We start from the raw sequence: 14,750 nt of genomic DNA on the forward strand, positions 1-14,750 counted from the left end.
ACGAGGCTTATTTTTAATGTCTAGGCTGTGCAAAGCGCATTCTGCACATCGACCAATTTAAGCTTGTATGCTGGATTTCATCATGGATGTCCCACAAGCTATCTACGATTCGCAATTCAACATTACGCTCTAATAATGCTTTCTCTATATCTTCGATCTCTGAGACATTGATGGGCATTTGTGTTAATTCACTTGTATAATAGCCAGCAATATCATCCTGTAATGTGAATCCATTACTATCAAACTCATATAGGTAAAGACTTGTATTCTTCAATACTTCCAACCACTTGTTTTCTATGACTACTACATGAGAAGCTTGAGCTAGATAGTGCTGTCTGTCCTGCTCTGTTGTCTGTTCTCCTGCATGAAAACAAACACGTGGACAATCTCTTGGCGTTAAATAATTCGGCAAGCATCTCTCGTTGATCGCCCATACAAGCCCTTTGGTGGCATCTAAATCTGGTCGCTCAGGTAGTCGAGGATGAAAAATCGTAATAGTAGGGTCTTCACTGATATGGAATAAACGCATGGTTACTTCTCCTTTATTTTCTTAATTTAAAAACAATAAAATCTGCACAATGCAAATCTTCCTTAAATTGAGGATACTTCTCTAGCATCTCCTCTGATGGCTTTGGCTCTACAATAGTTTCAATCATAAATCCAGCTTGCCTAATTGCTTGCACATAGCTTGTTAATGTTCGATGGTACAGAATGATTGGTGGCTCAGCATCTAGCTGTTGGTACACCCCTTCATAAAAATAACGTTGGACTTTCCAATATTGCTGATCTAGCTCCACATGTCTCATCCATCCACTATTTGGTGTCACAAAGCATGGATGTAAAATCGAAAAAATAAAAGTGCTAGTAGGTTTTAATAATCGATACATCTCACATAGAGCAGCCTGATAATCCTCTAAATCTTGGAGAACCATATTCGAAACAATACAATCAAATTGTTCATCTGCTAGAAACGCTAATTTTTCACAGTTCCCTTGTAAAAATTGAATAGCATCCTTCTGTGGCGTTCTTTCCTTAGCAATGTCCAGCATTTTTTGTGAAAAATCAACCGCTGTTACTCTTGCACCCTTCTTCACCAGTAATCTGCTTAAATAGCCTTCTCCACACCCTGCATCTAATACATGCTTTCCATTGATCTCTTCCAACAATGCAAAGATGGTGGGGTTTAACAGTACTACACGATGAATGTCACCCTGCTCATCGTAGTTAGCTGTATACCTTTCTGCATATAGATTCCAGCGTTGAATGGCTTGTTCTGTATTCATATAAAGACCTCATTTCAAAGTAGAATCGTAACGTTACGTCTCTTGTGCACTTGTCTATTTTTCCATATAAAGAAAAAAATATATAGACTTTTATTATATCTTTTAATATCATGTAGATAGAGGCACGGCTTCTTTAAGTAAATGAGAAAAGCCAGAAATCCCAATAGGATTTCTGGCTTTTATGCGTTATATTGAAATGGATTGTTCAGCGACAGCTTCTTTTTTGACAGTGAGCCACCTGCCAACAACCATGACAAGTAATGCAAGAAATACAATTACCCCTGCAAAGACAAGTGCTGCTTTATAGCTGCTATAAACTTCTACCAGTTTTCCTGCGACAATTGGACCAATAATTTGTCCAAAAGCATAAAAGGTTGTTAATAGAGATACAACGAATCCGCTCTGGGTCGGAAAAAACTGACGTGCATAGGATGTTGTTAGTGTCACTATTCCTACAAAGGTTAGACCGAATAAAAACGATGCTAACAATACACTCCATACAGTTTGTGAAAATACGGGTAACAAGATGCCTATCACTTGAAATATGTATGCCACAAACAAAATTTTTATTGCCGAAAATTTTTCTAATAAAACTGTCCAGACTGGTGCTGATGGTATCGCTGCTAGCCCCACCATTACCCAGCTATACGAGGAATAAGCCTGGAGAGAAGGGATATTATGAATAATATCAACTAAAAAAGTTCCTGTAATAATATAACCTAAGCCCTCTAATCCATAAGACACGATCAGCCATGGCATAAAGCCCTTTGTCATTTTCGTATCTAGTGATTTTGCAACTTTTAAGCCGTCCTTAGCCTCTAAACCCTTCCACAAAATAGTTGTCATGAGTAATAAAACCGCTGACAATATTCCTAATCCTAGCCATGTACCTTGCCACGCAAATTTAGCTTCAATAATAGGTACACATAAACCTGAAATCGCAATCCCTAAACCAATCCCACTAAAGACATAGCCAGACCATCGTGACAGTGAATGTTTCGCCAAATAATCCATCACAATACTTGACGTCAAGACAAAAATTAAGCCCCCTGTAATACCTGCGATTAAACGAAGCACTAGCCATACACTATACAGCTCTATTAATCCCATTAAGCCTACTGAAAGGACGTTGAAAACAACACTTGCCAATAAAAGTTTTTTGCGTTGACGATAAATAAAGCCCGCCCATAATGCTCCAATAAAATAGCCAATATAATTGCTTGAGGCTAAAAACCCAGCTACTTCTAATGAAAATCCTACATCACGGCGCATAAATGGCAAAATCGGTGTAAAAGCAAAGCGACTAATCCCCATCGCTACAACCAATAATAATATTCCTCCAAAAACAATCCCCATATGCTGTCGATTCAAGTGTTCATCCCCCTCCCCAGTTCCCTACTGTAATTAAAAGAATACAGAGTGAAGATTAATAAATCTAATATATAATGTATATAAAAGCATAAAAATAATTTATAAAAGGTGTGTCTATCATGAATTTACATGCACTACGTTTATTTACGAAAGTGGCCGAGCTCAATAGTGTTTCCAAAGCTGCCCAAGCTCTTATGATAAGTCAGCCAGCCGTCACTATACAAATACGAAATTTAGAAAAGGAACTAGCTTTAACCTTGCTGGAATCTAAAGGGAGAGGTATTAAACTAACACAAAATGGCGCTTTTTTATATAAACAGGCTCAGCGATTATTTGATTTAGAGCAGGATATCGAAAATAAAATAGAGCAGCTAAAAAATACTGGCAACGAAGAATTGCAAATCGCATCTACACATGTCCCCTCTCACTTTTTATTACCCAAATGGCTTGCTTATTTTAAGCAAATCTATCCAGCTACAAATATTCATTTAAAAACGGCTAACTCGCAGCAAGTAATTGAGGAATTACTGCATTATAAGGTAGATTTAGCCTTTATTGTCAAAGAGGATGGACATCACCCAGATATCAATTATCAATTTTTAATGAACTTAGATTATTGGTTTATCGTGCCCTATAATCACCCACTAGCGGATCAAACTGTATCGTTAGCAGAACTTATGCAACAGCCCTTTGTCACAAGGGAAGATGGTAGCTCCACAAAAGAATACTTAAATGCTTTATGTAAGGTGCATAAGATTCCCCCACCTCAGGTCGGACTACAACTAGATGGAATTAATGAATCAATCCATGCTATTGCAGCAGGATTCGGTACTATGCTAGCCCCTTCCATTGCAGCCTCTAGCTTTATCCAACAGCAACAAGTATCGCGTGTCTTTATAAAGGATATCGATATTCAGCGTCCTATCTATCTTTGTACTAGAAAAAATGAACAGCATCATTCCTCATCCTTTAATAACTTTCTCCACATCATCAATCAATCGATTTGATAGTAAACGTGTCCAACCTCAAAGGAATCGAGAAATTCATCATCGATTCCTTTCTAGCTTCTTCTGCTTATCATCTAAATGTCTAAGACTACTAGTAGTCTTATTGCAGCTAGTACGGCAAACTATCCAATTTGTGTAACGCTCTCAAATTACTTTGTTTATCCATCCATCAACGCTTGTCAAAGCTGTCAAATAGTAGTTGAAAATGCTCTTTAAATCCTCTTGTTAATTCATCAATATTCGCTTTTTTATAGACTTGATAGTTTAAATAGCCTATAATAATCCATGTTATTATCAATAAACGAACATTAAGGTGGTTTTTATGACTGAATATACGCATATTTTCAAAGGGACAGCATTTACAAGTAAATCTGCTACTGAGGTTCAAATCTTAAAAGATTATTTATTTTTCATTAATGCTGACGGCATGATTGATAAAACAATCGCTCCTGAACATACTGATTACCAGCAACTATTAACTACATATCAACATCAAAATAATTTCCATCAATTATCTGAAGGGCAATATTTCTTACCAGGGTTTGTCGATCTACATGTCCATGCGCCGCAATGGGCTCAATCAGGTACAGCTCTAGATATTCCTCTTTATGATTGGCTGAACACATACACTTTCCCTATCGAATCAAAATTTTCGGATTTAGCGTTTGCCCAAGAGGTCTATGAGGATTTAGTAGGCACGCTTCTTGCCAATGGAACAACAACATCCTTATATTTTGCGACAGTCCATAAAGAGGCAAGCGTTCTTTTAGCTAATATTTGCGCAGAGAAGGGCCAACGAGGACTAGTCGGAAAAGTGGTCATGGATGATCCAGAGCAAAATCCAGATTTTTATCGTGATGCAAACACACAAACAGCATTAGCCGATACAGAAGAGTTTATTTTAGCAGTAAAAGAACTAGCCAAAACAACTAAACAAGGTGTCTATCCAGTTGTGACACCACGTTTTATACCAAGCTGTACTGACAATGCCTTAAAAGGTTTAGGTGAATTAGCTGCAAAATATGATACACATATTCAGTCGCATTGTAGCGAAAGTGACTGGGAGCATGGCTATGTTAAAGAACGATTTAATAAAAATGATGCTGTTGCTTTACATGACTTTGGTTTATTAGGTAAAAAATCTGTCATGGCACATTGTAATTTCTTAAGTGATGACGATGCACGACTATTTGCTGAAACTGGTACTGCCATTGGCCATTGTCCAATCTCCAATGCCTATTTTGCTAATAGTGTCATTCCTATCGCCCGCTTCCATGCGATGGGTGTTGATATTGGATTAGGCTCAGATGTTTCAGGAGGATTTTCTCCAAGTCTTTTTGATAATGCAAGACAGGCTGTTATGTCATCGAGAATGTTAGAGGATGGTGTAGATACAGCTATAGCGGCTGATCAACGTGGTGTGCCAAATTCACGTATTACCATTAATGAGGCATTTTATTTAGCAACAGCTGGCGGTGGAGAAAGCCTAAGCCTTCCAATAGGCCGTTTACAGGAACACTATACATGGGATGTACAGATCATTGATACAAAAATCCCTTCTGCCAAGCTCCCTATTTTTGATCAGAATGAAGATTTACGCGATATTTTTCAAAAAATGATGTATCTTGTGCGTCCAGAAAATATTCGTGAGGTTTGGGTGCAAGGAAATAAAGTACATACGAGAGTGTAAAATTAATTCTCTAATTTCTATAGTAACTAAATAATTATTTGAGGTGTACATCTTCGTGGAAACGCAACTTAGTAAACAAACTAATGAAACAAGAAAAACCCAGTTAACCGTATTACCAGATGAAAAAGTCTCGATTGGTCAATCAGCCCTTCTAGGGTTACAGCATGTTATGGCAATGGATGTTTACGTAGTCCCATTTTTAATTGCCATGCTTATCGGCTTACAAACTGGCCAGGCAAGTGCATTAATTCAATCAACGTTTATTGCGGCAGGAATCGCAACGATTGTACAAACACATTTTTGTATGAAATTACCGATGGCACAAGGCCCTTCCTATGTCCCACTCGGCGCCATTGTTGGGATCTATGCAGCAAGCGGTAGTGGTGATTTAGGCTGGAGCACTGTGTTAGGTGCTAGCTTAATAGGAGCTATTTTAGTCATTATTTTAGGCTATACAGGCATCTTCAATAAAATTGTCAAAACATTTATTCCACCAATTGTTGGAGGAACAATTATTTTTGTGGTTGGTCTATCCTTAATGCCTGTCGGTTTAAGTGATAATATTTTTAATGGAGCAGGTGCATCCATTAACCAAAATATCTATTTAGCGTTAATTTCAGCAATTGTCTTGATTATTTGTGTTATGTTAGGCACGGTCTTTCATCAAAAAGGACGTCTATTCCGTATTACTTCCGTTATCATTGCCTTAATCGCTGGTAGTATTGCAGCAAATATGATGGGTGTTTTAAATTTATCAGCAGTATCGCAAGCAAAATGGTTTAGTATGCCACAAATTCCCTTCGCAGATTTTGGCTTTAGCTTTAATATTTCAGCAATTATCACAATGGTCATTATTTATATTGTCTTAATGGCAGAAACTACTGGAACATGGTTTGCGATCAGCAATGTCATCGACAAACCATTAACAGATAAACAAATTAATCGTGGTGTTATTGGTGAAGGAATTGGTTGCTTTATTGCTTCATTATTAGGATCAACTCCAGTTACGGGCTACTCTACCAATGCAGGTGTTATCTCTATTACAGGGATTGCAAGCCGTCGAGTATTTATCGCTGCGGGTATTTGGTTTATCGTCTTCGGGTTCTCTGGTAAATTAGCTGCACTGATTTCAGCAATTCCGTCTGCCGTCATCGGTGGTGTATTTGTGATTGTCTGTGGCATAATAGCCATTAGTGGTTTACAGGTCATGAAAAATGAACGTATTGGTGAAAAGGAAATGTATGTGATAGCAATCCCTATCATTTTAACGTTAGCTCTTTCTTTATTGCCTGATGATTTCTTATACTCGTTACCTACAACTGTTCAATATTTATTTGGCTCACCCATAGCAACTGCTGCCCTCGTTGCTATTATCCTCAACAAAGTTCTACCAAGCTCAAAGTAGTAAATCTGACGTGCACAGCACCTTCCTCCATTAGGAGAGTAGGTGCTGTGCTAATTTAATTTCAAAAATTTCTGTTTCCTTAACGATTCATCTGTTATACTAGAGCAAAAAAGTAGGGATTAAAATGGTATATGATGTCATAATTGTGGGTGCTGGCTCTATGGGAATGGCTGCTGGTTATTATTTAGCTAAGGCTGGAAAAAAAGTCCTTATGCTAGATACTTATACTCCCCCTCATCAGGAAGGTAGCCATCATGGGGACACACGAATTATCCGTTATGCTTATGGGGAAGGCGCTAGTTATGTGCCTTTTGTCAAAAGAGCTGGGGAGCTTTGGCAGGAGCTCGAAACGCTAGCAGACGAACATTTATTTTTACAAACAGGGGTAGTAAATATTGGCGAACCAACATGTGCTTTTATTCAGAACGTGAAAGCTAGTGCAGCATTTTATGGCTTAGCACTCGAATACTATTCAGCAGCTGAAGCAATGAATAAGTGGCCAGGGCTATCCTTGCCAGTAAATTTAGTAGCTTATTTTGAGCCGACAGCAGGTGTCCTTCGTGTGGAAGCATGTATACGAGCTTATAAAAAATTAGCTTTAGAAGCTGGGGCAAGCCTACAGACAAACGAAAAAGTACTGACCATCCAAGCTGGAGAAATGGTACAAGTTCAAACAGCACAAAACATCTACAAGGCGAAGCACTTAATTGTAACTGCAGGTGCCTGGGCATCGGAGTTACTCCAAACGATTGGTATAACTATTCCAGTAACACCGACTCGGAAAACTTTTGCATGGTTTGACGCAGATGAGCAGCTTTATCATGACGAGGTTTTTCCAGCCTATTGCTTTGAATTTGCCGATTCGACCTACTATGGCTTTCCAAGTATTGATGGGACAGGATTGAAGCTTGGACGACATGATGGCGGTGAAGCGATTAATCCAAATGAACCGTTACGACCATTTGATGAAGCCGACAGCGTTGACTTACAAAACTTTATCAATCAGTTCATGCCCCAGCACGGAGCATTAAAATACGGAAAAACATGTAAATATTCGATGACACCAGATGAAGATTTCATTATCGATTTTTTACCTGAACATCAAAATATCATCATCGCTGCAGGCTTTTCTGGACATGGCTTTAAATTTAGCAGTGCCGTTGGAGAAGTATTAGCGGATTTAATCATTGACGGCAAAAGTAAACAGGATTTAACAACCTTTCAGCTTAGTCGATTTTAACAAAATAAGGATTGGTACAACGGTATTCGTTGCACCAATCCTTTATTTTTGTAGCATCCCTTGAAACTCTTGCCAATCATATAAGCGTGGTAGATTCACATGTTGGTTATAGGATTGATTTTTTAACATAACTTTAGTCCTTACGTCGTTCAGCGTTTCCAGCACAGCTGGTTTATCATCTACATAAATATCTAAAGCAAGCTCTTTTATAATGGCCACTTTTTCTGTATCTTGCATCCCACAGAAAAAACGTCCTTCGGTAATGGGGAAACCTTGCTCTTCCATCCATGCTTTTGTTTGCGCACAATACTGCTTAGGACGAGAAGTAATATAGTAAATCTCATGTCCTGACTCGGCTAAGGCTTGCAGTGTTTCTAAGGCGTCCTTAAAAGGAGGACAGTTCGTAAAATAAATTTCCTCTAATGTGCTATTCCACATTGCTGAGCCTTCCTCATCCGTTAAACCAAAAGGTTCATGAATTTCTACTCGTTGTAAGGCTTGAAAGGTTTCAAAGGAAACATTCTTCCCTAGTTTTTGATTGTAAAGAGAAAAGGCATGTGCTCGTAAATCAATTAATGTGTCATCTATATCAAAGCCAAACTTCATCTAGTTGTTCGTCCCTTCAAGAAGCCTTATTGATGAAATTATCAGCAAATGTTTGCTCTTTTTCAATTTGTTTTGCTAATACTTCTTCAATGGCTTGCTTACGCATTTGTTGAAAATCTTGTACATTAAAATGTGCTAGCGTGTCTTTATTTAGTAATGACGCAAGACACTCTGCATCCTTCAGTGCACTATTAAGCCCAAAGGCGCCAGTGGGTGTCATAGTATGAACAGCATCCCCTAACAAGACAAGACCTTTTATCCCCCAGCTATGACAATGGCTACTGAAGACATCCAGCAACACAAAATCACGCCAAGATGTTATACGCTCCGTCACGGTCTTCGCTAACTCTGGAAATGCATCCGAAAGCTGTTGTATAAATGGTGTAAACACTTGTTTTCGAAGCTGTGGGAAGCTCCCTTGTTCAATATTCCAGCCAATTTGAATAAAGCCCCCGACTTGTGTAAACAATGACAGTTGCTTATCTTCGATTAATGCCATTTTAATTGATGGTTCCCAGCCAGGAGGGGCAGGAATTTTAGCCCATAGTAAATCAAAGCCATGTTTATGTTTTTGAGCATCAATATGTGCTTGCTTACGAATGGTAGAATAGCGGCCATCAGCACCGATTATTAACTGACTATTGATTTTTATCGTGTCTCCACCTTTTATTGCTGTGACCCCTTTATAATATCCAGATGCATCCATAACGAGCTTTATTACCTTTGTATGTAGTAAACATGTAAAGTTGGGTAATAATTGTGCTTTTTGTATAATGGCTTTTAATAAATGTTTTTGCGGTACATGTATACCTAAATGCCCTACTGCCTCATCAGGATATATCGTTTTAAAAGGTCTACCATCTGCGTAATACTCAAGCTTCTCCATTCGTAATACGCCAAGGGATTCGACTGCTTCAAAAAGATGATGGTTTTTTAAAACAGCCTCGCCCTCCTCATTTAAATGCTCGCCACGAAATGCCTGGCCGAGTGCTGCGTTCTGCTCTAGTAGAATCACGGATAACCCTTTTTGGGCTAATAAATAGGCCAGCAATGTTCCAGCTGGTCCTGCTCCTACTATACATACATCCGCATGGTAATTCATTTTTCCTCACCTAGCTTTGGATAGGCAATAATTCGCAAATCCTCGCCGACTTTATCAAATGTAGTAACTTCAACATTCCATGCTTCGTTCATAAAAGAGGGATTATAGCCAGCAAATGGCGTTAACGATAAATTCCCTCCCAGAACTTTAGGGGCAATATACACCACATACTTGTCAATAGCTCCTTGCTGTAAAAATGAAGCATTCACTTTACTTCCACCTTCTAGTAGAATATCTGTAATGCCAAGTTGATAAAGCTGTTCAAGCATCTCATCAATCTGAAGTCCGTGTTCATTTTTGCCCACAGGTAAAACCGTGACACCTTTCTCTGTAAACTGATCAATCTTGTCTTGGCTTACGTCCTTACTACAAACAAGAATCGTTTGTGCTTGCTCTGTATTTAACACATTCGCAAGGTCAGGTGTACGTAGAGAACTATCCATAATAATACGTGTTGGATGTTTTCCATTCCCTTCCTTTAATCTTGTTGTTAAAGTAGGATTATCAGCGATGACTGTACCAACACCTACTAAAATTCCATCTACTTCATGACGAATTTGGTGCACATCCTCACGCGCTGCCTCGCCTGTCACCCACTTAGAATGCCCTGTATGTGTGGCAATTTTCCCATCTAAAGTCATAGCAAATTTTGAAATGACAAAGGGGCGTTGCGTCAACATATTGTGAATAAAGCGTTCATTTAAACGGCGCGCTTGTTGCTCTAAAATCCCCACTTCTACCTCTATTCCAGCATCTCGAAGCAATTGAATGCCACGCCCTGCTACAGCTGGGTTAGGATCTTGCATAGCAACCACAACACGACGTACTCCAGAATCCTTCACTAAATTCGCACAAGGAGGTGTTTTGCCATAATGTGAGCAGGGCTCTAGCGTTACATAGAGCGTCGCACCGTGCGCATGTTCACTAGCCATGCGAAAAGCATGCACTTCTGCATGAGGTTCACCTGCTTTTCTGTGTAAGCCTGTGCCAACAATCACGCCGTCCTTCACAATGACTGCCCCAACAAGTGGATTTGGGTTAGTATTTCCTTTCGCACTAGCTGCTAAATCTAGTGCTAATTGCATATACTTTTCATCTAAATTCGTCATGATCGTAACCTCCACTCATTGCTTTTCGCGTATATGTCCAGATTTTTCAACCTTTGTTTCTAAATAATAACGGTTCGTCTCCGTCAACCCACCCCATAAAGGTACATGCCCTTCTGCTGCCAAGCCGCGATCCTGTAAAGCAGCCAGTTTTTTAGGATTATTTGTAATAAGTGTTACCGGTTTAGAACGCAGCGTAGCTAGAACGGCAAGTGCTTCTTCATAAGAACGAGTATCGTCCGGGAAGCCAAGAGCATGGTTTGCCTCAACCGTGTCTAACCCTTCCTCTTGTAATAAATAAGCAAGAGATTTAGAGAATAAACCAATACCACGGCCTTCATGGTCTGCTAAATAAAAAATTGCTCCGCAGCCATGCTCCACAATCATTTTCATGGACTCATGCAATTGATAGCCACAATCACAGCGTTGGCTGCCAAATATGTCACCTGTGTGACAAATACTATGCATTCGGATTAAAGCATCTTCTGAATGGGTAAAATCACCATATACAAGGACTGATGATTGCTGTAAAAAGGCTAAATTGGCAGTGGCTAATCCATCAATGATTTCTTCTTTTGATAAATTTGCATCAACTTTAAGCCAGTTATACCATTGAAATGTGGCAGAAAAATCACCTTGTTTAATCGGTAAATTTACAGGTCCAACAAGGCAAATATTTTCTGTGTCGGTATACTTTACCATTGTCATTTTATCTTTCACTAAGTCCATAACTTTAGTCGTAATTGTCATTATAATCTCCAACCTTCTATAGAAACAGTTGGGGTAAATACACCAACTGAGCACATGTATTTTCACAGCACTTACATAACGTAACTTAGTTTATAATAATAACTAAAAAGTGTCAATGAACAGCTATTATTCTTTGATTATAAATATAAGATACAAAAATTTTAACATTACTTTTACATCATATACTACTAGCTTATGGAGATGCTATTTTTTCTGTGCAGGCTAGTCTATAATAAGCTGTGGTACCTGTAATGACGAAAGGAAGTTAAGAATGAACTTAGAAAAAAATGTTCAAGTAAAACAGCCAAAATATCAACAAATAGCCAATGACCTTGCATCAAAGATCGTGGAACGAAAATACCAAATTGGCGATAAAATATATGCAAGATCCTCTTTAGCAAGTCAATATAATGTTTCGGCGGAAACTGCAAGAAGAGCCATTGCTGTTTTACAAGACTTAGAAATTGTAGAGGCCTCAAAAGGTAGTGGAGTTATCATTAAATCTTATGAAAAAGCGGCACATTTCGTTAGACAGTTTCATGATGTTCAATCTATACATGAAATACAAAATGAACTTTTGACTAGCATCCAAAAACAGCATCATGAATTAATTAATTTACAAGATAAAGCAAAGCAGCTAATTAGCCGCACAGAGCATTTCCGTTCAGTCAATCCTTTCATTCCCTATCAATTAGAAATGACAGCTGATAGCCCTTGCATTCATCAAACAGTACAAGCATTAAACTTTTGGCAAAATACATCAAGTACCATTGTAGGAATTCGACGTGGTAATGAATTATTACTATCCCCTGGACCTTATGTCTCATTCGAAGAGGGAGACATTATTTATTTTGTCGGTAATGATGAAAGCTTTGCCAGAGTTCAAAGCTTTTTATATCCAAATTAAAATCCGTTTAAGCGCTGATATAACAGCGTTTAAGCGGTTTTTTTCTTTTTTGTCGATTTGACAAAAGTAACAACCCTTTGCTACAGTAAAGTTGTTACTTGTTTATTTTTGGGTATCATTATCCTCACATAGTAATAATTTACGAAAGGAGTGCTTCTATGGAAAAAATTAAAATAGAACACGTATCGAAAGTGTTTGGCAAACATATTCCCCAAGCACTAGAACTCGTTAAGCAACAAAAAAGTAAGACTGATATCTTAAAAGAAACAGGTGCAACTGTTGGTGTATACGATGCAAGCTTTACTGTCAATGAAGGAGAAATTTTCGTCATTATGGGTTTGTCAGGTAGTGGCAAATCAACCCTTATACGGCTCTTAAACCGCCTTATTGAACCAACGAGCGGAAATATATATATTGATGGAGAAAATATTTCTACAATGGGAAAAGAAAGTCTACGGACTGTAAGAAGAAACAAAATGAGTATGGTATTCCAAAACTTCGGTTTATTCCCCCATCGTACACTACTTCAAAACACCGAATACGGCCTTGAAATTCGTGGTATTTCAAAGGAAGAACGACAAGCAAAAGCTGAACAGGCTCTAGAAAATGCTGGATTACTTGCATACAAAGATCAGTATCCAAGTCAATTATCTGGTGGTATGCAGCAGCGTGTTGGGTTAGCGCGTGCACTTGCAAATGACCCTGAAATACTGCTAATGGATGAAGCTTTTTCTGCACTAGATCCTTTGATTCGTAAAGAAATGCAGGATGAACTACTTGATCTACAACAAACATTGAAAAAAACGATTTTGTTTATTACACATGATTTAAATGAAGCATTACGCATTGGGGACCGGATCGCTATTATGAAGGATGGTTCTATCATTCAGATTGGTACAGGGGAGGAAATATTAACCAACCCAGCAAATGATTATGTCAAAACATTCGTAGAGGATGTGGACCGTTCTAAAGTATTAACAGCTGAAAATGTTATGGTACGACCTGTTTACGTTAATGTAGACTTGGATGGCCCTACAGTAGCACTCAAACGCATGCGACAAGAAGCAGTTAGTTTATTAATGGCTGTTGATAAAAATCGACACTTAAAAGGCTATATTACTGCGGATGATGCACTAGCTGCAGCTAAAAAGCATGAACAGACCGTCCACTCCATTGTGCAAACAGAGGTGCTAACCGTTCCACCAGATATGCTATTACAAGATATTCTAGGGATGATTTATAATTCACCTACTCCTATCGCAGTTGTAAAAGATGACCGCTTACTAGGGGTTCTCATTAGGGGCGTTGTCATCCAAGCACTTTCAACGAGCGATGAGGAGGCCGAAGTACATGAATAATTTTTTAGATAATATTCCAACAATACCACTAGCTCAATGGGTAGAATCAGCTATGGACTGGTTGACGAGTAATTTTTCAGCGTTCTTTAACTCTATTCAGCAATTTGGAAAACTACTCATGAATCAGGTCACTGATTTATTAATGGGTATCCCAGCCATTATTCTTATATTACTTGTAGTGATATTTGCCTTCTTCGTTTCAGGCAAAAAATTCGGGCTAGCTGCATTCTCATTAATAGGTCTCTTGTTTATTTATAATCAAGGACTATGGACACACCTTATGGAGACAACTACACTCGTGCTCTTTTCAAGTATTATATCCATCATTATCGGTATTCCACTTGGTATTCTAATGTCGAAATCTACAATAGCTGAAAACATTATTAAACCAATACTTGACTTCATGCAAACAATGCCTGGTTTTGTTTATTTGATCCCAGCAGTTGCCTTCTTCGGCATCGGGATTGTGCCTGGTGTTTTTGCATCTGTTATTTTCGCTTTACCCCCAACAGTACGTATGACAAACCTCGGTATTCGTCAAGTACCGAAGGAATTAGTCGAAGCAGCAGACTCCTATGGTAGTACCGCTAGTCAAAAACTATTTAAAGTAGAGATTCCTTTGGCTAAATCTACGATTATGGCCGGAATTAACCAAACCGTGATGCTATCACTTTCTATGGTAGTTATTGCTTCTATGATTGGAGCACCGGGTCTAGGACGAGAGGTATTAACAGCCCTTCAACGTACACAAGTTGGGAATGGCTTTGTTGCAGGCCTAGGCTTAGTTATTTTTGCTATTATTATTGACCGCTTAACACAAAGCTTTAATAAAAAGAAAGCATTATAGAAACATAGTTAATCTTTCTCGCCGGCATGCACCTTATGGATGGTGTTGGCAGTTTGATAAAATGATAAATAGAAAGGG

14 protein-coding genes are annotated in these 14,750 nt (G+C 38.6%); 7 read left to right on the forward strand and 7 right to left on the reverse strand.

What is annotated here, in order from left to right; translation table 11 throughout:
* Nucleotides 1–13 precede the first annotated feature (13 nt).
* From ABC382_RS09165 to ABC382_RS09175, 3 genes are all read right to left on the reverse strand, one after another.
* The gene (locus ABC382_RS09165) at nucleotides 14–529 is read right to left on the reverse strand and encodes a DUF6886 family protein (protein ID WP_322610377.1); all 516 of its coding nucleotides are present in this window, start codon (nucleotides 527–529) and stop codon (nucleotides 14–16) included.
* 13 nt (nucleotides 530–542) lie between these two features.
* Nucleotides 543–1,283 (reverse strand): class I SAM-dependent methyltransferase, encoded by a 741-nt coding sequence (locus ABC382_RS09170; RefSeq protein ID WP_322610376.1) that lies wholly within the window; start codon nucleotides 1,281–1,283, stop codon nucleotides 543–545.
* Between the two features lie 186 nt (nucleotides 1,284–1,469).
* Complete coding sequence (locus ABC382_RS09175) at nucleotides 1,470–2,654, reverse strand: YbfB/YjiJ family MFS transporter (protein ID WP_412926767.1); 1,185 nt, start codon at nucleotides 2,652–2,654, stop codon at nucleotides 1,470–1,472.
* 119 nt (nucleotides 2,655–2,773) lie between these two features.
* Between ABC382_RS09175 and ABC382_RS09180 the strand changes: the two genes are divergently transcribed.
* From ABC382_RS09180 to solA, 4 genes are all read left to right on the forward strand, one after another.
* Complete coding sequence (locus tag ABC382_RS09180) at nucleotides 2,774–3,661, forward strand: LysR family transcriptional regulator (RefSeq protein WP_312505446.1); 888 nt, start codon at nucleotides 2,774–2,776, stop codon at nucleotides 3,659–3,661.
* A gap of 322 nt (nucleotides 3,662–3,983) precedes the next feature.
* Complete coding sequence (gene guaD / locus ABC382_RS09185) at nucleotides 3,984–5,351, forward strand: guanine deaminase (protein ID WP_322610374.1); 1,368 nt, start codon at nucleotides 3,984–3,986, stop codon at nucleotides 5,349–5,351.
* Between the two features lie 55 nt (nucleotides 5,352–5,406).
* Entirely contained in the window at nucleotides 5,407–6,756 is a 1,350-nt protein-coding gene (locus tag ABC382_RS09190; protein ID WP_312505443.1) for a uracil-xanthine permease family protein, read from the forward strand.
* Nucleotides 6,757–6,880: 124 nt separating this feature from the next.
* Nucleotides 6,881–7,996 carry an N-methyl-L-tryptophan oxidase gene (solA, locus tag ABC382_RS09195; RefSeq protein WP_412926768.1) on the forward strand — a complete coding sequence of 372 codons (1,116 nt, stop codon included), beginning with the start codon at nucleotides 6,881–6,883 and terminating at the stop codon, nucleotides 7,994–7,996.
* A gap of 42 nt (nucleotides 7,997–8,038) precedes the next feature.
* Here the strand turns inward: solA and ABC382_RS09200 are convergent, their stop codons facing one another.
* The 4 genes from ABC382_RS09200 to ABC382_RS09215 are packed head-to-tail and all read right to left on the reverse strand — an operon-like array spanning nucleotide 8,039 to nucleotide 11,560.
* Complete coding sequence (locus tag ABC382_RS09200; protein ID WP_322610372.1) at nucleotides 8,039–8,602, reverse strand: 5' nucleotidase, NT5C type; 564 nt, start codon at nucleotides 8,600–8,602, stop codon at nucleotides 8,039–8,041.
* Between the two features lie 16 nt (nucleotides 8,603–8,618).
* The gene (locus tag ABC382_RS09205; protein WP_322610371.1) at nucleotides 8,619–9,704 is read right to left on the reverse strand and encodes an FAD-dependent oxidoreductase; all 1,086 of its coding nucleotides are present in this window, start codon (nucleotides 9,702–9,704) and stop codon (nucleotides 8,619–8,621) included.
* The gene (gene ribD, locus ABC382_RS09210) at nucleotides 9,701–10,813 is read right to left on the reverse strand and encodes a bifunctional diaminohydroxyphosphoribosylaminopyrimidine deaminase/5-amino-6-(5-phosphoribosylamino)uracil reductase RibD (RefSeq protein WP_322610370.1); all 1,113 of its coding nucleotides are present in this window, start codon (nucleotides 10,811–10,813) and stop codon (nucleotides 9,701–9,703) included. Before ribD ends, ABC382_RS09205 begins: the two co-directional genes overlap by 4 nt.
* Nucleotides 10,814–10,828: 15 nt before the next feature.
* A complete protein-coding gene (locus tag ABC382_RS09215; RefSeq protein ID WP_322610369.1) occupies nucleotides 10,829–11,560 on the reverse strand; it encodes a GTP cyclohydrolase II in 732 nt (243 codons plus the stop codon).
* Nucleotides 11,561–11,831: 271 nt separating this feature from the next.
* Between ABC382_RS09215 and ABC382_RS09220 the strand changes: the two genes are divergently transcribed.
* The 3 genes from ABC382_RS09220 to ABC382_RS09230 all read left to right on the forward strand — a co-directional run bounded on the left by ABC382_RS09220 (nucleotide 11,832) and on the right by ABC382_RS09230 (nucleotide 14,672).
* A complete protein-coding gene (locus tag ABC382_RS09220) occupies nucleotides 11,832–12,467 on the forward strand; it encodes a GntR family transcriptional regulator (RefSeq protein ID WP_274796217.1) in 636 nt (211 codons plus the stop codon).
* A 158-nt stretch (nucleotides 12,468–12,625) separates the two neighbouring features.
* Nucleotides 12,626–13,825 carry a quaternary amine ABC transporter ATP-binding protein gene (locus ABC382_RS09225; RefSeq protein WP_274796216.1) on the forward strand — a complete coding sequence of 400 codons (1,200 nt, stop codon included), beginning with the start codon at nucleotides 12,626–12,628 and terminating at the stop codon, nucleotides 13,823–13,825.
* Nucleotides 13,818–14,672, forward strand: coding sequence for an ABC transporter permease (locus ABC382_RS09230; RefSeq protein ID WP_312505433.1), 855 nt, complete (start codon nucleotides 13,818–13,820; stop codon nucleotides 14,670–14,672). The genes ABC382_RS09225 and ABC382_RS09230 overlap by 8 nt, the downstream gene beginning before the upstream one ends.
* The last annotated feature ends 78 nt before the right edge of the window (nucleotides 14,673–14,750 follow it).

Source organism: Lysinibacillus phoenicis (genome assembly GCF_047238325.1).
GTDB classification, from domain to species: Bacteria; Bacillota; Bacilli; order Bacillales_A; family Planococcaceae; genus Lysinibacillus; species Lysinibacillus irui.